The 24,898-nt window shown below is 64.1% G+C and carries 21 protein-coding genes; 12 read left to right on the forward strand and 9 right to left on the reverse strand.

All coding sequences use genetic code 11. The features are described from left to right. Positions 1-72: 72 nt before the first annotated feature. The 3 genes from FHW92_RS16850 to FHW92_RS16860 form a co-directional block, all read right to left on the reverse strand. Positions 73-1,176 (reverse strand): branched-chain amino acid aminotransferase, encoded by a 1,104-nt coding sequence (locus tag FHW92_RS16850; protein WP_168604456.1) that lies wholly within the window; start codon positions 1,174-1,176, stop codon positions 73-75. A 147-nt stretch (positions 1,177-1,323) separates the two neighbouring features. Then, positions 1,324-2,226: a quinoprotein relay system zinc metallohydrolase 1 gene (locus FHW92_RS16855; protein ID WP_246870254.1), complete on the reverse strand. Its 903-nt coding sequence runs from the start codon at positions 2,224-2,226 to the stop codon at positions 1,324-1,326. A gap of 31 nt (positions 2,227-2,257) precedes the next feature. Beyond that, complete coding sequence (locus FHW92_RS16860; RefSeq protein ID WP_168604457.1) at positions 2,258-3,040, reverse strand: quinoprotein dehydrogenase-associated SoxYZ-like carrier; 783 nt, start codon at positions 3,038-3,040, stop codon at positions 2,258-2,260. Positions 3,041-3,107: 67 nt separating this feature from the next. Between FHW92_RS16860 and FHW92_RS16865 the strand changes: the two genes are divergently transcribed. Beyond that, on the forward strand, positions 3,108-3,614 hold the full coding sequence (locus tag FHW92_RS16865; RefSeq protein WP_246870233.1) for a rhodanese: 507 nt from the start codon (positions 3,108-3,110) through the stop codon (positions 3,612-3,614). A 501-nt stretch (positions 3,615-4,115) separates the two neighbouring features. Here the strand turns inward: FHW92_RS16865 and FHW92_RS16870 are convergent. After that, positions 4,116-4,634, reverse strand: a complete 519-nt coding sequence (locus tag FHW92_RS16870) for a hypothetical protein (RefSeq protein ID WP_168604459.1) — start codon at positions 4,632-4,634, stop codon at positions 4,116-4,118. 102 nt (positions 4,635-4,736) lie between these two features. Between FHW92_RS16870 and FHW92_RS16875 the strand changes: the two genes are divergently transcribed. From FHW92_RS16875 to FHW92_RS16890, 4 genes are all read left to right on the forward strand, one after another. Further along, positions 4,737-5,564, forward strand: a complete 828-nt coding sequence (locus FHW92_RS16875; protein WP_168604460.1) for a TlyA family RNA methyltransferase — start codon at positions 4,737-4,739, stop codon at positions 5,562-5,564. A gap of 239 nt (positions 5,565-5,803) precedes the next feature. Beyond that, a complete protein-coding gene (locus FHW92_RS16880) occupies positions 5,804-6,355 on the forward strand; it encodes a TspO/MBR family protein (protein ID WP_168604461.1) in 552 nt (183 codons plus the stop codon). A 111-nt stretch (positions 6,356-6,466) separates the two neighbouring features. Further along, a complete protein-coding gene (locus FHW92_RS16885) occupies positions 6,467-6,715 on the forward strand; it encodes an accessory factor UbiK family protein (protein ID WP_168604462.1) in 249 nt (82 codons plus the stop codon). A gap of 21 nt (positions 6,716-6,736) precedes the next feature. After that, positions 6,737-6,928, forward strand: coding sequence for a hypothetical protein (locus tag FHW92_RS16890; RefSeq protein ID WP_168604463.1), 192 nt, complete (start codon positions 6,737-6,739; stop codon positions 6,926-6,928). A gap of 1 nt (position 6,929) precedes the next feature. On the opposite strand, the gene FHW92_RS16895 is transcribed toward FHW92_RS16890, so the two are convergent. From FHW92_RS16895 to FHW92_RS16915, 5 genes are all read right to left on the reverse strand, one after another. Further along, a complete protein-coding gene (locus FHW92_RS16895; protein WP_168604464.1) occupies positions 6,930-10,280 on the reverse strand; it encodes a glycosyltransferase in 3,351 nt (1,116 codons plus the stop codon). A 174-nt stretch (positions 10,281-10,454) separates the two neighbouring features. Continuing rightward, positions 10,455-11,969 (reverse strand): SulP family inorganic anion transporter, encoded by a 1,515-nt coding sequence (locus tag FHW92_RS16900; RefSeq protein WP_168604465.1) that lies wholly within the window; start codon positions 11,967-11,969, stop codon positions 10,455-10,457. Next, positions 11,966-12,661 carry a carbonic anhydrase gene (locus tag FHW92_RS16905; RefSeq protein ID WP_168604466.1) on the reverse strand — a complete coding sequence of 232 codons (696 nt, stop codon included), beginning with the start codon at positions 12,659-12,661 and terminating at the stop codon, positions 11,966-11,968. The genes FHW92_RS16900 and FHW92_RS16905 overlap by 4 nt, the downstream gene beginning before the upstream one ends. Positions 12,662-12,793: 132 nt before the next feature. Beyond that, a complete protein-coding gene (locus FHW92_RS16910; protein WP_246870234.1) occupies positions 12,794-14,107 on the reverse strand; it encodes an ATP-binding protein in 1,314 nt (437 codons plus the stop codon). After that, entirely contained in the window at positions 14,104-14,811 is a 708-nt protein-coding gene (locus FHW92_RS16915; protein ID WP_168604467.1) for a response regulator transcription factor, read from the reverse strand. Before FHW92_RS16915 ends, FHW92_RS16910 begins: the two co-directional genes overlap by 4 nt. 506 nt (positions 14,812-15,317) lie before the next feature. On the opposite strand from FHW92_RS16915, the gene FHW92_RS16920 reads away from it, so the two are divergent. The 7 genes from FHW92_RS16920 (at position 15,318) to FHW92_RS16950 (ending at position 24,895) form a co-directional block, all read left to right on the forward strand. Beyond that, positions 15,318-17,144, forward strand: coding sequence for a CocE/NonD family hydrolase (locus FHW92_RS16920; RefSeq protein WP_246870255.1), 1,827 nt, complete (start codon positions 15,318-15,320; stop codon positions 17,142-17,144). 123 nt (positions 17,145-17,267) lie between these two features. Then, on the forward strand, positions 17,268-18,701 hold the full coding sequence (locus FHW92_RS16925) for an MFS transporter (protein WP_210428564.1): 1,434 nt from the start codon (positions 17,268-17,270) through the stop codon (positions 18,699-18,701). 144 nt (positions 18,702-18,845) lie between these two features. After that, the gene (rfbF, locus tag FHW92_RS16930; protein WP_168604469.1) at positions 18,846-19,631 is read left to right on the forward strand and encodes a glucose-1-phosphate cytidylyltransferase; all 786 of its coding nucleotides are present in this window, start codon (positions 18,846-18,848) and stop codon (positions 19,629-19,631) included. Between the two features lie 6 nt (positions 19,632-19,637). Beyond that, on the forward strand, positions 19,638-20,714 hold the full coding sequence (gene rfbG, locus FHW92_RS16935) for a CDP-glucose 4,6-dehydratase (protein WP_172249337.1): 1,077 nt from the start codon (positions 19,638-19,640) through the stop codon (positions 20,712-20,714). A 77-nt stretch (positions 20,715-20,791) separates the two neighbouring features. Continuing rightward, a complete protein-coding gene (gene rfbH, locus FHW92_RS16940) occupies positions 20,792-22,162 on the forward strand; it encodes a lipopolysaccharide biosynthesis protein RfbH (RefSeq protein WP_246870235.1) in 1,371 nt (456 codons plus the stop codon). Between the two features lie 54 nt (positions 22,163-22,216). Beyond that, positions 22,217-23,020 (forward strand): aldolase/citrate lyase family protein, encoded by an 804-nt coding sequence (locus FHW92_RS16945; RefSeq protein ID WP_172249335.1) that lies wholly within the window; start codon positions 22,217-22,219, stop codon positions 23,018-23,020. A 6-nt stretch (positions 23,021-23,026) separates the two neighbouring features. Beyond that, the gene (locus tag FHW92_RS16950) at positions 23,027-24,895 is read left to right on the forward strand and encodes a thiamine pyrophosphate-binding protein (protein WP_168604470.1); all 1,869 of its coding nucleotides are present in this window, start codon (positions 23,027-23,029) and stop codon (positions 24,893-24,895) included. The last annotated feature ends 3 nt before the right edge of the window (positions 24,896-24,898 follow it).

A 24,898-nucleotide genomic window follows, 5' to 3' on the forward strand; every position in this document is an offset into this window, starting at 1 on the left:
GGGCAAAAGAAAAGCGGGGGCGTGTTAGGCCCCCGCTTGACGCATTCTCATTTGACTTTGACCTCAGGGGCCTCAGGCGATTTTCATCACCCAGCCATGCGTGTCGGGCATCTGTCCGCGCTGAATGGCCACAAGTCGATCCTTCAGCTTGGCCGTGGTCTGGCCCGGGCCGCCGCTGCCGATGGTAAAGCTGGTGCCATCGGGCGAGGCCACGCGGCCCACCGGGGTCACCACCGCCGCCGTCCCGCAGGCGAAGGTTTCCAGCAGCTTGCCGCTGGCAGCATCCTCGCGCCACTGGTCGATGGAATAGCGTTCCTCGCGGATGGTCAGCCCTTCCTCGCGCGCCAGTTCGATCAGGCTCGCCCGCGTGATGCCGGGCAGAATCGTGCCCGACAGCGGCGGGGTCAGCAGGCTGCCGTCCTCAAAGGCGAAGAACAGGTTCATGCCGCCCAGTTCTTCAACCCACTTATGCTCGGCGGCGTCAAGGAACAGCACCTGATCGTGGCCGCGCGCAAAGGCTTCGGCGGTGGGCACCAGCGAGGCGGCATAATTTCCGCCGCACTTGGCCGCGCCCGTGCCGCCCGGGGCCGCGCGGGTATATTCGCTAACCCAGATCGACACGGCGGGCGCGCCGCTCTTGAAATAATTGCCGGCCGGACTGGCGATCACGATAAACTTGTACTGCTTGGCCGAACGCACGCCGAGGAAAGGCTCGGTGGCGATCATGAAGGGGCGCAGATAGAGAGAGGCGCCTTCCTGACCCGGAATCCATGCCTGATCGGCCAGAACCAACTGTCGCACCGCCTCGACAAACACGTCCTCGGGCAATTCGGGCATGGCAAGGCGGGTCGCGCTGGCGTTGAAACGCTGCGCATTGGCCTCGGGACGGAACAGCGCGATCGAGCCGTCGGCGTGCTTATACGCCTTAAGGCCTTCAAAGATTTCCTGTGCGTAATGCAGCACGCTGGCCGCCGGATCGAGCGGGATCGGGCCGCGCGGGCCGATGGTGGCATCGTGCCAGCCTTTGCCCTCGGTCCATTCAATCACCACCATATGGTCGGTGAATTGCGTGCCGAAACCGGGCGCGGCCAGAATCCCTTCGCGTACCTCATCGGCCACGGGGGCGGGGTGGGGCAGGCGGGTGAAGGACAGGACAGGCTCGGCGATGGTCGCCATGATACACGACTCCTCATGGGGTGAATGTGGCCGCCTTTGAACGAAAATTACGCGCAAGGCAAGGGTCTTGAAATTAAAAATCACAAGACCCGTTTGTGTCATGGCTGATAGCACGGTTGATGGCGCGGGAAAACCGCCTGAAACCCATCAATTGTCGATGCGGGGCAATTCGCTGGCCTCAAGCCTTGCGTAAAAATGCGAAACCGAGCGCTGCAACTCATAGCGCGCCAGCGCCACGCCCGCGAAACGCTCGGGGATGGGCATATCGCCCGCCTCGCCCATATCCAGCCCGCGCGCCACTGCGTCGGCCAGCGCGCCTTCCAGCCATGTCAGCCAGTCGCGCGTCTGGGCAATCGCGCCATGGGTGGCGTCGACCGGGCCGTGGCCGGGGATCAGCCGCGCGAATTCCCGCCCGTCCAGCACGTCCAGACTGCGCCGCCATGCGACAAGATCCGCATCGGGCGTGGCGGGCGCGCGATTGTGAAACACCAGATCGCCCGCGATCAGCGTGGCCGTAGCCCGGTCCATGATCGCCAGATCGCCCCCCGAATGGCCCGACAGCGCAATGGCCTCCAGCGCCCGCCCGCCGATCTCGAAAGGCCCCGGCGCCACATCCATCCCCGGCAGCACGACATTCGTGCCCGTCATCCAATCGGCCAGCAGGCGATACATGCCATCGGAAAAGCCCCGAGCATCGCGCTCCAGCTCGCGCCGCGTCTCGGGCAGGGCGGCGATGATCGCGGGATCGAAGGCGGCGGCCCCCATCGCATGATCGGGGTGAAGGTGGGTAATGAGCACGCGCAAAACCGGCCCCCCGGTCAGTTTTTGCGCCAATTCCGCCAGCGCCTGTCCATAGGCCAGCGATGGCCCGCAATCGCACAGGATCGCGCCGCCCTTTGCCGCCAATATTGTGCAATTGGCAATCGCCCCGCCATTGGCAAAGGCAATCGCTTCATCCGCCCCGCGCACCACCCAGACGCCGGGGGCCAAGTTTTCGGGCTTCAGGATATAGCGCTCCGCCGCCCGCGCGGCCAAAGGCGCGGCCATCATGGCGCCGATCATCGCGCGGCGGGTAAAGCCGTTATCCACGCGGGCGACTCTGCAGGCCGATCACGCCCTGATACTCGCGCCCCTCGCTGTCGCGGGCCTGCACCTTGACCGGGCCTTCGCGCGTCGGACGCAACAGGAAAGTGAAGGCCGGGTCTTCGCTCACCGATCCCTCGACCGTCATATTGGCCAGTTCCACCCCGGCGGCATCGCGCAGATGGATGGTTTCGATATGAAAACTAGGAATATTTTCCACCAGCCCGGTGTCCATCGGATGGCGCAGCGAGACGCGCAGACGCAGATCATCGCCTTCCTTCCACGCGCTCCCCCGCATTTCGCCCAGATGCAGCGCCCAGTCGCCCTTGGCCCGGCTGACCGGAGGCGCAGAGCAGCCTCCGCCCGCCGCATCGACCCACACGCCCGACACATGCCACGCCCCATCGGCCCCCATCACCGCCGCGCGCACCGGGGTCCGCTGGTCCAGCTTGATGCGCAGCGAGAGGAAGGGGGCTGCATGGAAGGGCCGGAAATCAACCGCCTGCGTCAGCGGGTTGAGGTCGGCAAAGATGATGATCCGCGACGCGCCGGGAATGGTGCGCGCGTCCACCGTCACAGGAAACTGATGCTGATTTTCCGCGATCATCGGCACTTGCAGCCGCACGCGCGGGTCGAACACCACCGGCGCCCCCTTGAACAGGCGAGCCGCATGATAGGTCCACATGGGCGACCCCAGCGGGTCTTTCGGCAGGGGGGAGGCCGCCCACGCGCAGGCGGGCAGCAGGAGTAAGGACAAGACCGTGAGGGCTGCTTTGCGCATCATACCAAGGGCGACTATGCACCCCTGCGCGGGCGGGTATATGCTACCTTGGGATAAGGAGGATGGCATGTTGGGGCTGATGGCGGGCGTGATTTTGGCGGCGATACAACCCGCTTTGTTTGACGCCGATGGTTATCGCGCTTCTTCCTATCGCGCGCCGGTGGACCGCGATCCGGCCCCCGCAACGCGACTGGCGCTGGCGGCGGCCAAAGAATTGCGGCCGGGGCGTGATGCCATGTTTATCGACGCCTTGCCGCTGGGCCGCGCCGCCGGGCAATGGCTGCAGACCGAGCCGCATGACACGATTGCGGGCGCGGTCTGGCGGCCGGAGGTCGGGCGGCCCGGTGTCGATCCGGCGCTGTGGGCGGGTCTGCGCGGCGCGATTGCGGCATGGCGGCGGGGTCATCCGGGCGGGCCGGTGGTGCTGTTCTGCCGGGTGGATTGCTGGATGGGGTGGAATGCCGCCCGCCGCCTTGCGCGTGAAGGCGTGGGCGATGTCTATTGGCTGGCCGAAGGCGTGGAAGGGTGGCGCGAGGCGGGAGGACAGTTAGCGCCCGCAAAACCGCAACCGTGAAATGGGCAACAGCCCAAAATGAGAAGGGCCACGACAGCCTAAGCCATCGCAGCCCTTCGCATGGTCAGCGGCCGCAAAAGTGCCGCTCACGAAGCCTCTATCGCTTAATCGTTAAACTCAGCGATAATGCCTCGCGATACGGATTGCCGACCTCTCTGCTGAACCATGAGACATCGGATCACCTCCTTTCGCGCTGTTGAGCCATAGGGAGCCGCCGGGGGGCGCAATACCCAGTCCAGACGACGGGGCGAGGGTCTGTTCAACCGCGCTCGCCTTGGATCAAAGGTGGTGTATTTCGCGCTGCACAACAAGTCTTGAAATGGAAAAAATTGCTGTCACAATCTTGGCTCCCCGGACAGGTGAGTCTGGGGAAATCCGCGAAAATCCGTCATATTGCCGTCATGGGCAGCGCGCTCCGGGCGGGGCGGGCGGCGTCTTGCGGAATTATCCCCAATGATGATGGCATGGGCCTGAGTCGCGCGGATTTTATCACCCGATTTTTCAACGCGGCGCGCGGCAATCCTCGATCACGCGTGAGGCCGAGGCATCGGCGGGCAGCAACAGCGGCGCATGACCCGAAACCTCGACCTGCCAACGGCCGCGCGTAAAGGCGATGGCGTCGAGCAGGCGGTCTGCGGCGGGCAGGGGCAGCACGGCCCCTGCGGCATCGCTCTGCGCGCTGGCCTGACGGGTCTGGGTGGCGGTGGTGATCTGGATCACGCCTCCGGCCGCGCCCGGAATAATCAGGCGCACCTGACCGCCCTGACAGGCCATGATGATCTGTGGCGCAGCGCCCTGCACGCCATAAACGGCCTGCGAGACGCCGCCCGACGGGCTCCAGCGCCACGCGCCCGGCGTGATCGGCAGGTCGCGCCAGTCGGTGGGCGTGGCCATCGGCGCGGGCGCGGGGCGCGGAGCCGGTCTGGCCTGCGGCGCGGGCGCAGGCGCGGCGACCGGCGGCGTCGGCACGCAACTGGACAGCAGCATGGCCAGCGAGGCAGACAGCCCGATCAGAGCCATAGGGCGCCTTGTGGCGAAGAAAGGGGCGCGCGCGATTGCCATCATCGCCTCCCTATGGAATGGGGGAGCGTCCAAGACAAGCCGCCAAACAGAACCGAGACGATGAACAGTTCCAAAAACCGACCGGATGCTGCCGCCCATAGCGCCAAGGCTCCCGCGCCCAAAAAGCCCGCCAAAACCCGCGTTGATCAACTTCTGGTCGACCGCGGCCTTGCCGAGAGCCGCAGCCGGGCCAGCGCGCTGGTGCTGGCCGGATTGGTGTTCAGCGGCGAGACGAAGATTGCGAAGCCGGGACAGCAGATTGCCGAGGATGCGCCACTTGAAACGCGCGGCCGCGATCATCCGTGGGTATCGCGCGGGGGGATCAAGCTGGCCCATGCGATCGAGCATTTCGGGCTGGACCCGGCGGGCGCCACGGCGATGGATATCGGCAGTTCGACCGGCGGCTTTACCGACGTTTTGCTGACCCATGGGGCCGTGCGGGTGTTTGCCGTCGATTCCGGCACCAACCAACTCTCGTGGAAATTGCGGCAGGACCCGCGCGTCACCGTGCTGGAGCAGACCTCGGCGCGGATCCTGACCGAGAATGAGATCGATGCGCCCTGCGGCTGGGTGGTGTGCGACGCTTCCTTCATCGGTCTGGCCAAGGTGCTGGAGGTGCCGTTGCGGCTTGCGGCGCCCGAATGCCGCCTGGTGGCGCTGATCAAGCCACAGTTCGAGGTCGGGCGCGGCGAAGTGGGCAAGGGCGGTGTGGTGCGTGATCCTGCGCTGCACGCCCGCGTTTGCGAAGAGGTGCGCGGCTGGGTCGAGGGGCTGGGCTTTGCGGTGCAGGGCATTGTCGAAAGCCCTATCACCGGGCCGGAGGGCAATGTCGAATTCCTGATTTCGGCATGGCGCGGGGGCGGATCGGCGCAAGGCGCGCCGGATTAACCCTGTTCACGCGATTGGCTCCGTTTCGGAACCTGTGCGCCATGCGCCATTGCGCGCGCGGTTGGCCCCGGCCAGAACACTTTCATGCGGCACGAATCGTGGCGCCGTGTTAACCAGTCGTTTCACCCGAATGGCTCATAAAGGAGCAGGCAGGGCTGGCTGAAGGCCATCGGGCCGGGCTATGAAGGGAATGCGGCGCGGCAGGGCGCGGCGGCAATCAGACGGGGTTCTGAACGAAGATGACGGAAATTGCCTCCTCGGGTCAATTGCGGGCGGGACTGGCGCGCTGGATGCTGGTGCTGGTGCCGGGGATCAATCTGCTCGGCTTTCTTTCGGCCAGCGTGTCGCTGTCGGGGCCGAGCAATCCGTGGTTTGCCGCGCTGGTCAAACCGGGGATCTATCCGCCGCCGTTGGCCTTCCCGCTGGTGTGGACCGCGCTTTATATCCTGATGGGCGTGGCGTTGGCGATTGTGGTTTCGGCGCGTTCGGCGCCGGGGCGCGGGGCGGCGATTGCGCTGTTTGCCGCGCATCTGGTGCTCAATCTGGTATGGTCGCCGGTGTTTTTCGGGCTGCATCGGATCGCGCTGGCGCTGTGGATCATCATTGCGATGGCGGTTTCGCTGGTGGGGGTGATCGCGCTGTTCTGGCGGGTGCGGCCCGTGGCGGCGGGGCTGATGCTGCCCTATCTGGCATGGGTGCTGTTTGCCAGCATGCTCAATTATCAGTTCCTCGTGCTTAACCCTGAGGCCGATGGGCAGGACGCGCCTGCTGTGGTACATATCAAGCTCTAGAATTTTGGTCCGGCCCTTGATCCTTGCGGCTTTGCGCGCCATCTAGGCGGCCATCGGACCCCTTTGTCATGCGGACAGGGGGCCGCAGGATTACAAGACGAAAGCCGCGCCATGCAGAGCGAAAACCCCTTCCTTGCCGATTTCGTGAAGCTGATGAACAGCGCCGCCGGGACCTTTGCCGGGGCCACGCGCGAGGCGCGCGATGCCGCCCGCGAACGTTTCCGCGAAGCATTCGGCGGTCTCGATTTCGTCAGCCGCGAGGAATTCGACACGGTCAAGGCCATGGCCGCCACGGCCCGCGAGGAAGTCGAAGTGCTCAAGGAAAAGCTGGCCGCGCTTGAAGCCAAGATCGGCGGCTGAAGCATAAAGGGCGGGGCGATCATGCGCACCCGCCCCGGTATCTGCGCGCGTAAACGCCGCTATGCCAATGAGGCGGAGGCGGTGGCGGCAGCCTTGAAGGCCGCCGTCACCTTGCGCCCCTATCGCTGCGCGATCTGTCGCCAGTATCATCTGACCAGTCGGACCAAGGGGATGCGGGTGTTGCGGGTGGAACGCGCCCACCCGCCCGTTTAGATTAAACCCCGCCTTCCGGCGCCGAAACGCGGCCCGTCCGCTCCAGCTTGCCCCAGCCGGTGCCGACCCCGCGCACGGCGGCGGCCACAGCCCGGATCACCACCGAATACATCAACTGGCGATAGACAAAGCGCTGGGCCAGCAGCAGGAACGGGCGGAATTTGCGGTCGCGCACATCCATGCGATAGGCGATCCAGCCGCACACAAGGTCAATGGACGAAAACGCCGCCCAATAAACGCCCATGCGCAACACGTCGGTCTGAGTCTGGGCCCAGCCATGCTGGATCACGCGGGTGATCGTGCCCAGAATCGAGACGACCAGCGCCAGATCGATGGTGGGCGAAATGACGGCGAAGAGGATCTGGAACACCCATGCCTGCGGCACGCCAATGAAGGCCAGGCCCCCCGGCTTGCCCCGGCGCATGATCTTGCGATGCTTCCACAGGCATTGCAGCGTGCCATAGGACCAGCGGAAGCGTTGCTTGGACAGGGCGCCAAAGCTTTCGGGCGCCTCGGTCCATGCCACGGCCTCCTCGTCATAGGCGACCTTCCACTTCTTGCGCTGGATGGCGATGGTCAGATCCTGATCCTCGGCCAGCGTATCCTCGGGATAGCCGCCCACGCTTTCCAGCGCGCTGCGCCGCCATGCGCCCACCGCGCCCGGCACCACCATGATCGCGTCAAAGCGGGTCAGCGCGCGGCGCTCGATATTCTGGGCCGTGGTATATTCCACCGCCTGCCAGCGGGTTACCAGATTGACCCGGTTGCCCACCTTGGCATTGCCCGCCACCGCGCCGATTTTCGGATCGATGAACCAGCGGACAAGGCGCAGGATCGTTTCTTTTTCAAACTGCGTGTCGGCGTCCAGCGCGACGATGATCTCGCCGGTGGCCTCTTTGAGCGCCTTGTTCAGCGCGCTCGCCTTGCCGCCATTGACCAGCGTCATCAGCCGCACGCGCGGATTGTCGCCGAATTTCTCGGTGACGATCGCGCTGGTCCGGTCCTTCGATCCATCGTCCACCACGATCACGTCGAGATAGGGATAGGTCGATTCCAGAATGCGTTTGACGCTGGTCTCGATCACCTTCTCCTCGTTGAAACACGGGATGATGACCGTGACCTTGGGGCGGAAGGTGGCATCGGGCGTGGGCGCCTTGCGCTTGGCGGGCAGCATGGCCAGCGCCACCAGCGTGACCGAGCGCAGCACGCCCAGCGCGATGGCGAAGAAGAACGACCAGTTGAGCACCACGATCATCACGCCGATCGAGGTAAAGGCGAAAACGTCGGCCCGCACCGCCAGCAGGTCATAGCCCTTGACCGGCGGCATCACCTGATCGGCGGTCAGACCTGCCAGTTCGGCCACGGTGACGAATTTGTACCCCTGCTGGCGCAGCGCGACGATGATGCCGGGCAGCGCGGTCACGGTCTGCTCACGGTCGCCGCCGCCATCGTGCAGCAGGATGATGTTGCCCGAATAGCCGGGGTGCCCTTCCTTGACCTGCGCTAGCGTGGAATCGACGATATGCTGCACGCCGGGGCGCATCCAGTCATCGGGGTCCACATGCAGGCCCACGATCGTATAGCCATGCTCCTGCGCGATCTGCGCGGGTACCAGTTCGTCGGCGGTGGTGGGTTCGGCGTCACCGAAATAGGGCGCGCGAAACAGACGCATCGAACGCCCCGTATAGGCTTCGACCAGCCGCTGCGTCGCGTTCAGCTCCAGCCGAATGCCGGTTTCCGAGGAATTGGCCATGTTGGGGTGGGTATAGGAGTGGTTGCCGATCTCCATCCCCGAGGCGACCATCCGTTGCAGGATCGCCCGGTTCGATACCCCGTTTTCGCCGATGATGAAAAAGGTGGCGGGAACCTTGTATTGCTCAAGGATCGAGAGAATCTTGGGCGTCCAGACCGTATCCGGCCCATCGTCAAAGGTCAGCGCGACCTTTTTTTCGGCATAGCCGGTGCGCTGGACCTTATAGGGCGTAGGCAGGCTGTCATAGGTTTGGCCCGAAACCAGACCGGTCTTTGGGTCAAAGCTGACCTTGCGCTCGCCCTCGCGCGGGGTCGAGGTGATGCGCAGGATTTCGCCCGCGCCCTCAACGTCGGCGTTGGCGGTCTGGGCGATGTGGCTCAGATCCGGAAAAGGGTTCTGCCTGCCCCCACTGCGCCAGCTTTGCAGCGCTTGCCAGAAACCGGGGTCCTCGGTGCCAAGGCGCCAGAGCGCGATATTGCCCACGCCCAGTTGCGAAAGGATGCGCATCTGGTTCCAGCTGGCCGCGGCATCGATCATCCACACGTCATGGCGCTGGCCATTTTCGAGGAAAGAGAAGCCGGTGTTGCCGCTGGCCTTGTCATAGGTGGGCGTGGCGGCGGAATCATGGGCCGACAGCCACGCTTCTTCGACGGTCAGGCTCTCGGCGGCATTCTTGCCATCGGGGCCGGGGTGCCAGTCATAGGCATAGGAACCCAGCGCGATGATCACCTTGTCGGCGGGCATGTTGCCGATGGCCTTGCGTACCTTAGAGGCGAACCAGTCGTTCGAGGCGATGGGGCCGGGGTTGCCGCTGGCCCAGTGCTCGTCATAGGCCATCAGGATGATCTTGTCGGCAACGGCCGCAAATTGCGAAGGCGACCAGCCATCGCCCTCCATCGGCAGCGTGACGGCAACGACCTGCCCGGTAGGATCAAGCGCGCGCTCGACCTCGGCGATCATGGCGCGATAGGCGGGAATGTCGCTGGGGCGCAGGTCTTCAAAGTCGAAGATGATGCCCGCATCGCCCGATTTCTTCAGGTAATCGATCAATTGCCCGATCAACACCTTGCGCTTGGCCTTGCTGGCGAAAAGCGCGATGGCGGCGGGGCGTGAAAAACCCTTGTCATCCACGTTCTGCAGCACCGGCACCACCAGCGGGCGATGCAGCGCCGAGAGCAGGATGCGCCGCAGCGGGCGGTCCTCGCTGACATGCAGGTTGCCCGCCATGTCGATGTTGAGCGAGGTGGGGGCGATCCAGTCGATCTGGTTGATATGGCGCAGCAGTGAAGGCGCCGAGGCATCCGACCAGTTCGAATAGAAGGCGACCGTGATCGTCTGGCCCTTGCTGTTCGCGCGCTGTTTGGGCGGGGTGCTGAACATGCGCGAGAAGGAATGCGACAGGCGCGACACCTGTGTACGCATGGGCAGCGCGGTGCGCCGTTCAAACCCCAAAGGCAGCGGCGAGGGCGCAGGGATATGCACCACGGTTGTGGCAAAGGCGATGGCCGCGATCACCAAGGCGATCAGGCCGAAGAAGGTCAACCGCCGCGTCCAGCGCCGACGGCGCCCCGAGGGATCGAAAAATACTGGTCTGGACAAGTCCGCCCCACCTTTACACTGCGAAGACAGGCGCTTCATCCCGAGCGCCCTTTGGGCCGTCTCTAGCATTGCGCGGCCCCGCCGCAAAGCTGCGGAAAGCATTCTCCCCCAAATCAAACGAAAACGCCCCCCTTGGATCACTCCAAGAGGGGCGTCTCGAGCCGACCGGGGAAATCAGGCGGCCAGAGTGTTGAGGATGGGGTCCGGCCCGCTCAACCGCACCGCAGCCCCGCCCCGACGCCGGCGCGCGATCCATTCGCCCAGCATTTCGGCCGTCGTGTGGTCGATGCCATGCACATCCTTCAGGTCCAGATGGACCGGTCGGTCGGCAGGCACGCTTTCCAGACGGTTGGTCAGCTTGGTCAGGCTGAGGAAGGTAGCCGAACCCTGAAGGGCGACATGATGCCCGTCGTCGGTATGCTTTTCCTCGACGCCCAGCCGCAGCCCCTTGGCCAGCGGGATCAGCTCCACCAGCGAGAGCAGCAGGCCCGCGATCACGCCCGTCAGCAGGTCCTTGCCCACCACCAGCGCGAAAGTGACGACCCAGATCGCCGCCGGAATCACGCCATAGTTGTGGAACAGATGCGTGACATGCTTGAGGCTGACCAGGCGCCAGCCCGTAACGACCAGCACGCCGCCCAGCGCCGCCATCGGCACTTCGCGCAGCAGCCAGGGCAGCAGCGCGACAAAGGCCAGAATCCACACGCCATGCAGGATGGCCGAGAGCCGCGTCATCGCGCCCGCCTGAACATTGGCCGAGGAGCGCACGATCACGCCCGTCATCGGCAGCGCGCCCACCGCGCCGCACAGCATGTTGCCGATGCCCTGCGCCCACAATTCCTTGTTGTAGTTGGTGCGCACGCCATCATGCATGCGATCCACTGCCGCTGCGGACAGCAGCGTTTCGGCGCTGGCGATAAAGGCAATGGCGATGGCCGCCGTAATCACCGCCGTATTGCCCAGCGGGGCAAAGAAGCCCGCGCCCGGCGTGCCAAAGGCGGCGGCCAGCGATTCGGGCACCGCGATGCGCGTGACGTTCAGGCCAAAGCTGGCCGCGATGATCGTGGCCGCGCCCACGCCCAGCAGCGCGCCGGGAACCAAAGCGAGCTTTTTAGGACGCCACTTTTCCCATGCCAGCATGACAAGGATCGTGGTCAGGCCAAGGCCCAGCGCCATTTCGGTCGAGCGAATGTCGGGCGAGAGGCCCAGCACGCGCCCGGGAATGGCCGCCAGATTGGCCAGCCCGTTCGACATCGGCTTGGCGTCAAACAGAATGTGGAACTGGCCCAGCACGATCAGCGCGCCGATGCCCGCCAACATGCCATGGACCACCGCCGGGCTGATCGAGCGGAACAGGCCGCCCAGTTTGGCAATGCCCGCCACCAACTGAATCGCGCCCGCCAGCACCAGCATCGGCCCCAGCGCCGACAGCCCGTGATCGCGCACGAATTCGAACACGATCACCGCCAGACCCGCCGCCGGGCCCGACACCTGCAAGGGCGAGCCGGCCAGCGCGCCCACGACAATGCCGCCGATCAGGCCCGTTACCAGGCCTTTTTCGGGCGGCACACCAGAGGCGATGGCGATGCCCATGCAAAGAGGCATCGCCACCAGAAAGACGACTATGGAGGCGGTGAAGTCGCGCGCGAGAAACGCGCCGATCCCGCTCTTTTGCGCCGTCTGGCTCATTCAGCCGCCTCCGCAATCAGCGTTTCGTCGGCGATCCGGCGCGAGGCGGGCATAGCGACGGGCAGCGGGCTGTCCTCGCGCAGGGGCACGAAATGGCCGGATTCGCCGTCAAGGCCCAGTACCTGTCCGGCGTGAATGTCGACGAACCAGCCATGCAGCGCCATTTCGCCGCGCGCGATGGCCGAGGCCACCGAGGGGTGGGTGCGCAGATGGGCGATCTGGGCGATGATGTTTTCCAGCGTGATCGCGCGCACGCGTTCCTTGTCCTGCAGGTGGCCCTTGCAGGTCGAGACGATATGTTCAGCCGCAGCGCCATGGTCCAGCCATGCCTTCACATTGGGCATACGCTCGAGGCCGACCGGGTTGGACAGCGCCTTCATCGCGCCGCAGTCCGAATGGCCGCACACGATGATGTCGCGCACGCCAAGCGCGGCCACCGCATATTCCACCGTTGCCGACACGCCGCCAAGCTGGGTGCCGTAGCTGGGCACCATATTGCCCGCGTTGCGGCATACGAAGAGGTCGCCGGGCTGGGCCTGAAGGATCTGTTCGGGCACAACGCGCGAGTCAGCACAGGAAATCATCAGCGCCTTGGGGAATTGCCCATGGGTGGTCAATTTGTTGAACAGCTCGCCACTGGCCGGAAAAGTGGTCTTTTCAAAGCTGAATACGCGGCCAATCAGTTCGTTCATGGTCACACCTTTTGATCTGTTGCCTGCCGCAAGGGGGGCTGGCTGATGAGATCAGTTTATGTGTCCGATTTTGCTATGACCGCGCTTCTATGTAAGGAAGTGTTTCTGGAAACTGAGCGCGGGATGAACCACTTACATCGGCGGTTGCGGCAGGCGGATAAGCGCGCGCAGCCCCCCGTCGGGCTTGTTCGACAGGAACAGCTCGGCCCCCTCGCTGCGCAAAACCCGCACCACGATGGGCAGGCCCAGCCCCATGCCCGCCGTATTGCGCGCCCGCGCGCTGTCCAGCCGGATGAAGGGTTGCAGCACCTTGCCCAGATGTTCCTCGGGAATGCCGGGGCCGTCATCCTCGACCGCCAGCGTGACACTGGCCTTTTCGATCTCGACGCGCACCATGACATTGCCGCCGTAATGCAGCGCATTCTCGATCAGGTTCGACATGGCCCGGCGCAGCGATACCGCCCGCGCCATCACCACCAGCCGGTCCGGCCCCTCATACTCGGCCGGATAGCCGCGATCCTGCGCCCCGTCGACCAAGGTTTGCGCCATCGCGGCAAGGTCCACCGGTTCCTTGGCGGGGCCGGGTTCGTCCAGCGCCACGAAATCCTGAAGCGAGGAGAGCAGGTCGCGCATTTCCGACAGATCGCCATCCATCGCATCGCGCTCTTCGGCATCCATCGGCACGCCGTCCAGCCGCAACTGCATCCGCGCCAGCGGCGTGCGCATGTCATGGCCGATGGCCAGCATGGTCTGGGTATTGGCGTCGAGCAGGTCGTCGATCCGGCGCTGCATCGCGTTGAACGCGCTGATCAGTTCGCGCACTTCGGCCGGGCCGTCCATTTCGATGGGGCGGGCATGGGGCGTGCCGACATGCCGACTGGCTCGCACCAGCCGCCGCAAGGGGCGCAGCGAGGCATAGACCAGAAACCACGCCAGCGGCACCAGCAGCAAGGTGGGCAGGAGGATGCGCAGCAGATAGCTGGCGCGCAGCACGAATATGTCGCGCGCCTCGCTGTGGAAGGTGATGAGCGAGCTGTCGGCCAGCATCATCGAGCCATCCACCTCATGCCGGGCATGAAGCGGGGCCAGATGCAGTTGCAGGCGATACTGGTTCAATTGCGGCTGATAGGCGATCAACTGCTGCTGCATCGTGCCAAGATCAAGCGCGGCCAGCGGTCGTTCGCCGCCCTGCGGTTTCCACAGCAGTTTCAGGCCCGGGCGGCTCAATTCCCGCGCAACACGTTCGCGCTGAGGAGGGGGCGTCTCGTTCAACAGCCGCGCGGTAACGATCAGATCATCGGCCAGATTGTCGGCCTCTTCGGCCTCCAGCGCGAATTCATTGGCGCGTTCGAACAGGATCGCATTGGCGCCGATATCCACCAGCATGACCATCGCAAGGATGGCCAGCATCCGCGCGGGCAGGCCCAGAGCGTGAAGCCACTTCAATGGCGCGCAACCTCGGCGGTGAACATATAGCCGATGCCGCGCACGGTGGCGATCGGGGCCTGACCATTGGGGTTGGACAGCTTGCGGCGTAACCGGCTGACCAGCACGTCGATGCTGCGGTCCGAGCTGTCGGACAGGCGCGTGCGCGACAGTTCGATCAGGCGCTGGCGTCCGATCACGCGCTGGGGCTGCCCCAGAAAAGTGGCGAGCAGATCAAATTCCGCCCCCGTCAGATCCACCAGCGCCCCTTCGGGAGAGCGCAATTCGTGGCGCGAGAGTGAGAGCGACCAGCCATCGAAGGTCAGCATCTTCTGGACGGGCGCGCGTTCCTCGTCGCTGCCCCCGCGCCGCAGGACTGCGCCGATGCGCGCGATCAGCTCGCGCGTGCTGAAAGGCTTGGCCAGATAATCGTCCGCGCCCAGTTCGAGGCCCAGCACGCGGTCCTCCTCGCTGCCGCGCGCGGAAACGAAGATGACCGGCGTGTCCGATTCCTTGCGCAACCGGCGAAAGAGTTCGATGCCCGTCGTGCCCGGCAGCATGATGTCCAGCACGATCAGATCGGCCGGCGCGCTGTCGAGCATCACCCACATTTCCGCGCCTGTGCTGGCTGTGCGCACGTCATAGCCATTGGCCCGCAGCGCCCGCGCCGTCAGCAGGCGCAGCGCCGGATCGTCTTCTACAAGCAGGATGGATTTAGCTGTCATGATTTTATGAACCTGGCCGTTGTCGGCGCACAGTAAAGGCGATCGGGGCGCGAGGTAAAGACCTCTTGCCCCGATCGCAAGGGGGCAGGCGCGGATGGAGTGGCGCCTGCGGCATGAACCGGCCTCAGGAGGGTTCTTGGGGATCTTCGGCCGGAACGCGTAAAACCGATCAATGCGGAGCGGGGATCAGCGCCGTTTCATTCAGGGCATAGGCCGATGTGAAAGGTACCCGGATCATTTCGCTCCTCGTGCATTCGTCCGTGCATTCGATGGTCATGATCTAGAGCGCCCATTTTGCGGGTTAAGTGCCGGTTTGTGATAAAATGTTTCTGCCTGTCCGTGTTTAGGTGGGGGTGCCGCTTGCGGCCGCCGCGCAATGACGACATGCTGGGCTATTGCATCTGCACAAAAGGGGCTTTCCCATGAAACTGCTTCGTTCCGGCGCGTTCCTTGCGCTGGCCTTTGCTCTTGCAGCGCCCGCAGGCGCGCAAAATGCCGTGACGCCGATGACGCCCGATGTGGTCAAATCCTATGACGCGGTGCGCGCCAATGCCGATTTTACCCTGCGCGAGGTGATGATCCCGATGCGCGACGGCACGAAACTCTACACCGCCATTGTGTTCAAGAAGGGCGCGAAGAACGCCCCCATCCTGATCTCGCGCAGCCCCTATAACGCGCATGGCGACGTGACGCGCACGGCCAGCCAGAAGATCACCGAAATCCTGCCCGCGATGGATGCCGAATTTGCCGAAGACGGCTATATCCGCGTCTATCAGGACATTCGGGGCATGCACAAATCCGAGGGCGACTGGGTGCTCAACCGCCCCATCGTCGGCCCCCTGAACAACACCGGGATCGACGAGGCGACCGACGCCTATGACACGATCGACTGGCTGGTGAAGAATGTGCCCGAAAGCAACGGCAAGGTGGGCATCATCGGCAGCTCGTACCTCGGCTTCACCTCGCTGATGGCGCTGATCAATCCGCATCCAGCGCTCAAAGCCGCCGTGCCGCAAAGCCCGATGGTCGACGGCTGGATGGGCGATGACTGGTTTCACAATGGCGCGTTCCGGGTGAACAGCTTCGACTATATGGTCGACATGAGCGTGGGCAAAGGCGATGCCGACGCCAAAATCCCGCGTGGGAGCAGCGATGATTACAGCGCCTATCTGGAGGCAGGCTCTGCGGGCGATTTCGCGCGCAAATGGGGCATTGAAACCATTCCGGGCGTGCGCAAGCTAATGGACAATCCGGCCTATACCCCGTTCTGGTCGCTTCAGGCGGTGGACAAATGGCTGGCCGCGCGGCCCTTGACCGTGCCAACCATGCTGGTCGTGGGCCAATGGGATCAGGAGGATTCCTATGGCGCCCCGGCCGTCTATCGCGCGCTGGAGCCCAAGGATACCGGCAATGACAAGCTCTCGCTGGTGATCGGGCCGTGGCGGCATTCCGGCGTCAACCATTATGGCTATGAGCTGGGCGATGTGACCTTTACCGGCGACACGGCCCATGAATTTCGCGTCAAATGGCTCAAGCCCTTCTTCGACCACTGGCTGAAGGATGCGTCCGATCCGCACACGCCCCCGGTACTGACTTATGCCACCGGCATCAACCAGTGGGAGGTCTCGCAGAAATGGGATGATGCGAAAATGACCCCGCTCTATCTGGGCGCGGGGGGCGGCCTGTCCTTTGCGCCTGGCGCGGCGGGGCATGACGATTACGTCTCCGATCCGGCCCATCCGGTGCCTTTCCTGCCGCGCCCGCTGTCCATGAGCGACCGCAAGCAATGGACGACATGGCTGGTCCACGATCAGCGCTTTGTCGAGGATCGCCCCGATGTGCTGACCTACAAAAGCGCTCCGCTGGACAAGCCGATCCATATCAAGGGCGCGCCCAAGGTGGACCTCTATGCCGCCACCACGGGTACGGATTCGGACTGGGTGGTCAAGCTGATCGACGTGGCCCCCGACACCACGCCCGAGGCGGCATCACAAGGCGCCAAGCCTGCCAATCCCGGTTTCGAACTGCCGCTGGGCATCGAGATTTTCCGGGGCCGCTATGTTCACGGCTTTGCCACGCCCGGCGCGTGGAAGCCGGGCAAGGTGGAGAATGTCCGCTTCGAACTGCCGCATATCAACCATGTGCTGCTGCCCGGACATCGCCTGATGGTGCAGGTGCAATCCAGCCTGTTCCCGCTTTATGACCGTAATCCGCAGACCTATGTGGCCAATATCTTCAACGCCAAACCCGGCGATTACAAAGCCGCCACGCAGAGCATCCAGCGCGGCGGGGCCACGGCCAGCGCCGTCCTGCTGCCCATCGCGCAGGATTGAGGGCGAGGGGGCGGATCAAACCGCCCCCTTCCTTGACGGGCGCCTGTCGCCTTCACGCCCTGCGGATTTTGCGCGGATCCCGCTCTTGCCCCGCCGGATTCATCGGCCTAGAGCCTTTCGCAAATGCAGCAAGCGACTCCCCCGATTGCCGATGCGGCCCCTGTCGAAGAGATGGGCGCCAGTGATTATCGACTTATCGGTCTGATCGTTGCCTGCGCGCTGTTCATGGAGCAGTTCGACGGCACGGTGTTGACCACGGCCTTGCCCACCATCGCGCGTGATTTCGGGGTGCGGCCTCCCGCGCTTTCGGTGACGGTCACGTCCTATCTGCTGGCGCTGGCGGTGTTTGTGCCGGTCTCGGGCTATATGGCCGACAGGTTTGGCGCGCGGCGGGTGTTTTGCGCGGCGATCGGCGTTTTCGCGCTCGGCTCGCTCGGCTCGGCGCTGACAAATGGGCTGGAAGCCATGGCGGCGGCGCGTTTCCTGCAAGGCGTGGGCGGGGCGATGATGTTGCCGGTGGGGCGTCTGGTGATGCTGCGCACGGTGCCGCCGCGCGATCTGGTCAATGCCACAAGCTGGATGCTGGTGCCCGGCCTGCTGGGCACGATTCTGGGGCCGCCGCTGGGTGGCTTTATCGTCACCTATATGCATTGGCGGGCGATCTTCTGGATCAACCTGCCGATTGCCATGCTCGCGCTGGTGCTGGTGTCGCGCTACATTCCCGATGTCCGCGCGCAGGAGCCGCCGGTGTTTGACGCTGTGGGATTTGTGCTGTCGGCCGTGGCGCTGGCCGCGCTGATGGTGGGGTTCGAGGCGGCCGGGCCGATCCATGCGGGCGCGGTGGCGCTGTTGCCGCTGGGGATCGGGGTGGCGATGGCGCTGGCCTATTGGGCCCATGCGCGGCGACACCCCGCGCCGATCATGGATTTTGCGCTGCTGCGCCACCGCAATTTCCGCCTGTCATGGATTGCCGGGTCGATCACCCGCCTGCTGCAGGGCGCGCAGCCCTTCCTGCTGGCGCTGATGGTGCAATATGGCTTTGGCTTTTCCGCCGCGCGGGCGGGCACGATCACGCTGGCAACTGCGGTCGGGTCCATCGTGATGAAGGGGCTGGCCGGGCCGGTCCTGCGGCGGCTGGGCTTTCGGCGGGGGCTGACCCTGATGGGCGCGGCGGGAACGGTGGTCTATGCGACCTGCGGCTTCTTTTCGCCCGCATGGCCGGAATGGGCGATCTGGGGCGTGCTGGTGCTGGCCGGTTTTCTGATGTCGTTTCAATTCACCGCCTATAACACCATCGCCTATGACGGGCTGGCATCCGAGGAAATGAGCCGCGCGACCAGTTTCTATACCACGTTTCAGCAGCTCACCCTGTCGCTGGGCGTGTGCATGGCGGCCACGATCCTTCAGATCAGCACCGCCGCGCATGGTGTGCAGCACCCCGAGTTGCTGGATTTTGCGCTGGCCTTCTGGATCATCGCGGCGATCAGTTTTACCGCCATCATCCCCAATCTGGCCTTTGCCCCCGATGCCGGATCGAGCCTTACCCAGGCCCCTTGAAAGCGGCGTCGATGCGGGCCACTCAGACCGGCGCGTTTTGGGACGCTGATGGGCAGAACGCTTGACGTTGCAGGGCAAGTAGCCCATGGCCCGAGCCGAATTTTTTCGTCCTGATTTTACCTGATCAACATATTCGGGGGTCACTTGACCAAGGCAGTAATTCTAGCGGGTGGTTTGGGAACGCGGCTGGGCGAGGAGACTTCGAGCCGCCCCAAGCCGATGGTCGAAGTGGGGGGTATGCCGATCCTTTGGCATATCATGAAGATCTATGCGGCCCATGGCGTCAATGACTTCATCATCTGTCTTGGTTACAAAGGCTATGTCATCAAGGAATTTTTTGCCAATTACTTCCTTCATGCCGCCGATGTGACCATTGATCTGGCCAATAACAAGATGACCGTGCACGAGGCCAAGAGCGAGCCCTGGACGGTGACTTTGGTGGACACCGGGCCTACCGCGCAGACGGGCGGGCGCCTGTGGGGTGTTCGCCGGTTCCTGACCGATGGCGAGCCTTTCTGCTTCACCTATGGCGACGGCGTTTCCGACATCGACATTTCGGCCGAACTGGCCTTTCACCGCGCCCATGGCAAGAAGGCGACGATTGCGGCCGTTGCGCCTCCGGGCCGGTTTGGCGCGCTGGAATTCGGCGATGGTTCGGGCGGGCATGAGGTAACGAGCTTCAAGGAAAAGCCGGCGGGCGATGGCGGCCTCATCAACGGCGGCTTCTTTGTGCTGGATCCTTCGGTGATCGACCTGATTTCGGGTCCGGATCAGGTGTGGGAGGATTATCCGCTCGAAACGCTGGCCCATAGCGGTGAGCTGGTGGCGTACCGCCATGACGGCTTCTGGCAGCCGATGGATACGCTGCGCGACAAGCAGCATCTTGAACGGCTCTGGGCGCAGGGCGCCGCGCCGTGGAAAAAGTGGTAAGGGATCGTGGCTGTCGTGCATGATCCATCCTTCTGGGCAGGGCGGCGGGTCCTGCTGACGGGACACACCGGCTTCAAGGGGAGTTGGCTGGCGCTCTGGCTGCATCAGATGGGCGCGGCGGTAACGGGCCTGTCGCTGGCGGCCGAGGAGGTCAGCCTGTTTCGTCAGGCGCGGGTGGAAAGCCTGCTGACGCATATAGAGGGCGACATTCGCGATATGGCCGTGGTCGAGGCCGCCGTGGCGCAGGCCGCTCCGGAGGTGGTGTTCCATCTGGCCGCGCAACCTTTGGTGCGCCTGTCCTATGACACGCCGGTGGAAACTTTCGCCACCAATGTGCAGGGCACGGTCCATGTGCTGGACGCCTGCCGCCGGGCGCCCAATCTGAAGGCCATTGTGGCGATCACCTCGGACAAGGCCTATGAGAACCGCGAATGGGTCTGGCCCTATCGCGAGAGCGATCCGATGGGCGGGCATGACCCCTATTCGGCCAGCAAGGGCGCGGCCGAGCTGGTGATCGCGGCCTATCGGCGCAGTTTCTTTTCCGCGCCGGGCGCGCCGCTTTTGGCATCGGTGCGGGCGGGCAATGTGATCGGCGGGGGCGACTGGGCGCTCGACCGGCTGGTGCCCGACATCATCCGCGCGCTGATCGCCGGGGAGCGTCCGCTGATCCGTTCGCCCCATTCGATCCGCCCGTGGCAGCATGTGCTCGAGGCGCTGGGCGGCTATCTGCTGATCGCGCAGGCGCTGGCGGATGGGCAGGCATGGGCCGCCGAGGGCTGGAACTTCGGTCCGGCCGATGATGACACGCAGCCGGTAAGCTGGATCGCCGACCGGATCACCGGGCATTGGGGCAATACCGGCTGGGACCAGCCCGAGCAGGTGTCGGGCCCCCATGAGGCCAAAATCCTCAAGCTGGATTGCGCCAAGGCCCGCAATTCTCTGGGCTGGCGCCCGGCCTGGGGGCTGGGCGAGGCGCTGGGCCGGATCGTGGAATGGCACAGGGGCGTGGCCGAGGGCGGCGATGCGCAGGCAATTTCACTGACACAATTGGCCGCCTATCGCGCTTTGTTTCAACAAGGCTAATAATGTTTCAACGCGTCTGAAATTTTCAGAAGACAGTTTACAGGCAGACAGTTTCTATGGCCACGATTGATAATCCCATGCTCGACCTTTCCTCCGCCGTGGCGGGCATGGTGAAGGACAGCGATGAAGGGCAATTGCGCGAACTGATCCTTGGTCTGTCCGAGGAATATGCGCGCCGTTACCACGCCCCCCGCGCGTTTCTGCCTGGCGAGAGCGTCGTGCCCGTCTCAGGCAAGGTCGTGGGCGAGGGCGAGCTGCGCAATCTGGTGGATGCCAGTCTGGACATGTGGCTGACCACGGGGCGCTATAACGCGCAATTCGAGGAAAAGCTGGCCGCGCGTCTGGGTGTGGCCCATGCGCTGACCACCAACTCGGGTTCGTCGGCCAATTTGCTGGCGCTGGCGGCGCTGACCTCGCATTATCATCGCGGCGATGCGTTGAAGCCGGGCGATGAAGTCATCACCGTGGCGACGGGTTTCCCCACCACGGTCAATCCTTCGCTGCAATATGGGCTGGTGCCGGTCTTTGTCGATTGCGATATCCCGACCTATAATATCAAGCCCGAGATGATCGAGGCGGCGATTTCGGACAAGACCCGCGCCATCATGATCGCCCATACGCTGGGCAATCCCTTTGACATCGCCGAAGTGATGCGCGTTGCCGAGAAATACAATCTCTGGGTGGTTGAGGATACGTGCGACGCGCTGGGCGCGACGTTTGACGGCAAGCCGGTGGGCACGTTCGGCCATCTGGGCACGCTGTCCTTTTACCCTGCGCATCACATCACCATGGGCGAGGGCGGGGCGGTCTTCACCGACAAGCCGCGTCTGAAGCGCGTGGTCGAATCGTTCCGCGACTGGGGGCGTGACTGCTGGTGCGCGCCGGGTCAGGACAACACCTGCGGCAAGCGCTTCAACCGCAAGCTGGGCACGCTGCCGCATGGCTATGACCACAAGTATACCTATGGCCACGTCGGCTATAACCTGAAGATCACCGACATGCAGGCGGCCGTGGGGCTGGCCCAGCTTGACCGGCTCGACGGCTTCATCGCCGCGCGCCAGCGCAATTTCGACAAGCTGACGCAATTGCTCAAACCGCTGGAGGATATCTTCATCCTGCCGCAGGCGACCGAGCGTTCGCAGCCCTCGTGGTTCGGCTATCCCATCACCATCCGTCCCGAGACCGGCATCAACCGCGAGGCTCTGGTCGAATTCCTGACCGAGCAGAAGATCGGCACCCGTTTGTTGTTTGGCGGCAACCTCTTGCACCAACCCTATATGAAGGGCCGCAACGTGCGCGTGGTGGGCGATCTGGCCAATGCCGATCTGGTGACGACCAATACTTTCTGGTTGGGCATCTATCCGGGTTTGACGGATGACCACCTTAGTTATACCGCCGAGCAGATTGGTGTCTTCCTTGCGGATCATTACGGATCGGCTAAGGGCTAAGGGACCAAGGTTTGTTACGGGCAGGGTCGGAAAGCCAGCCGAAGAGGTTTAGACGTGAACGCATACGAAAAACGCATGTTGGCGATTCTGGCCGAAGGCGCGGCCAAATATGGTTTTGTCTCGGTCAAGGCCGAGTTTGAGGCCGAAGGCACGCGCAGCGATGAATTCCTGCGCCTGCTCGAACTGGCCCGCCGCGCCGGGTTGAAGGTCGCGCTCAAGATCGGCGGTTGCGAGGCGATCCGCGACCTGATCGAGGCGCGCCAATATGGTGTGGATTACATCATCGCTCCGATGGTCGAGACGCCCTATGCGCTCTCGAAATTCATTGCCGCCAAGGACAAGGTGTTTCCCAAGGACGAGCAGGCGGACATGTCCTTCCTGTTCAACGTGGAAACCGCGACCACCTTTGAAAGCCTGGAAAAGCTGGGCGAAGTGGCGCAGGCGGGCAATGTCGGCTTTGTGTTTGGCCGCGTCGATTTCGCCGGCTCGCTGGGCCATGACCGCTCGTTTGTGAACAGCGATGTGATGGCCGACTATGTCAATGCCGTGGCCAAGGTGGCGCAGGAGCGCGGCCTCGAACTGGTCGTGGGCGGCGGGGTCAGCCCGGATTCGGTGCCTTTGCTGGCGGGCGCCCGCGCGCATCGTCTGGACCGTTTCGAAACGCGCAAGGTCGTGTTCGACGCCGCCGTGGTCGAGGATGGCCGCGCGCAGGCGGGCATGGAACTGGCGATCGAGTTTGAGCTGCTTTGGCTCAAGAACAAGCGCGATTTTTATCGCGGCATTGCCGAGGAAGACGCCACCCGCATCGCCATGATGGAGGCGCGTCAGGCCACCGCCAAGACCGCCGAGCCTGCGTAAATCATCATGGCTGAGACTATCCGGGTCGCGGACCTGATCGCCCGCCTGTTGGTGCAAAGCGGTGTTTCGGACTGCTTCATGCTGACGGGCGGCGGGGCCATGCACCTCAACGACGCCTTTGGGCGCGAAGCGGGCCTGCGCAAGATCTTCAACCACCACGAGCAGGCCAGCGCCATTGCGGCGGAAAGCTATGCCCGGCTGTGCGGCAAGCCTGCGCTGGTGAATGTGACGACGGGGCCGGGGGGCGTGAACACGCTCAACGGCGTCTATGGCGCCTATGTCGATTCGATCCCGATGATCGTGGTGTCGGGTCAGGTGAAGCGCGAGACGATTGCGGGCAATTTCCCGCATATCCCGCTGCGCCAGTTGGGCGATCAGGAAGTCGATATTGTCGGCATGGTGCGGCCGATCACCAAATATGCGGTGGTGCTGCAGGACCCGGCGCAGGCGCGCAAGGTGGTGGAAAAAGCGATCTACCTTGCCACGCGCGGGCGGCCCGGCCCGGTGTGGATCGATGTTCCCATCGACGTTCAGGCTGCGCCCGTGGACCCGGATGCGCTGGAGGCCTTCGATCCTGCGGCCGATGTGGACACTGCGGCCGAATGGAACGCGCCCAACAATGCCGCCGAAACCGGCGCGCTGACGGGCGATGCGTTGCAGGCCGAGGTTGGCGCGATGCTGGCCGAATTCTGCGCGGCGGAGCGGCCGGTGGTGTTTGTCGGTGCGGGCGTGCGTCTGTCGAACACGCATGAGCGGTTTCTGGCGCTGATCGAGCGTCTGGGCGCGCCGGTCGTCACGGGCTGGAACGCGCATGATGCGCTGCCCAATGCCCATCCTCTCTATGTCGGCCGCCCGGGCAGCGTGGGCGACCGCGGCGGCAATTTCGCCGTGCAGGGCGCCGATTATGTGCTGGTGCTGGGCAGCCGCCTCAACATCCGCCAGATCAGCTATAACTGGCAGAGCTTTGCTCGCAATGCGCGCGTGGCGATGGTCGATATCGACCGGGCCGAACTGGGCAAGCCGACGCTCAACCTGCACCGGGCGATCCATGCCGATTTGCGCGATTTCTTCGCGGCGGTCGATGCGGTGGGCGTGCCGGAAGCGGGGGCGGAACACCGCGCCGCCTATCTGGCGCGCAGCCGCGAACGAGCCGCGCAATATCCCACCGTGCGCGATGAATTCCGCAGCGAGACCGGCCCGATCAACCCCTATGTCTTTGGCGAGGCCCTGTTCAACGAGTTGGAAGAAGGCGACATCATCGTCTCGGGCGACGGCACGGCCTGCGTCACGATCTTCCAATGCGCGGTTTTGAAAAAGGGTCAGCGGCTCTATACCAATTCGGGCTGCGCCAGCATGGGCTATGACCTGCCCGGCGCCATCGGGGCCTATTATGCGGGCGGCGGACGGCGGATCATCTGCCTTGCCGGTGATGGCTCGATCATGATGAACCTGCAGGAGTTGCAGACCATCGTGGGCGCGCGCCTGCCGATCAAGATCTTTGTCCTCAACAATGACGGCTATCACTCGATCCGTCAGTCGCAGGTGGCCCATTTCAAGGGCTTCTCGGTCGGCTGCGGGCCGGACAGCGGGTTGACCTTCCCCGATTTTGCGCGTCTGGCCGCCGGTTTCGGCTTCCCTGCGCGCAAGGCGGAAAAGGATGGCGATCTGTCCGCCGCGATCCGCGCCACGCTGGATGGCGAGGGCGCGCAATTGTGCGAGGTGATGATCGACAAGGCGCAGCAGTTCGAGCCTAAGCTGTCGAGCCGCCGCCTGCCCGATGGCACGATGGTCTCGCCCCCGCTCGAGGATCTTTCGCCCTTCCTGTCGGACGAGGAACTGGCCGCAGCCATGGCGCCCTGCGCCACCTTGCGGTGAGCA

Origin of the sequence: Novosphingobium sp. SG707 (genome assembly GCF_012275515.1) — a bacterium.
Taxonomy (GTDB): domain Bacteria; phylum Pseudomonadota; class Alphaproteobacteria; order Sphingomonadales; family Sphingomonadaceae; genus Novosphingobium.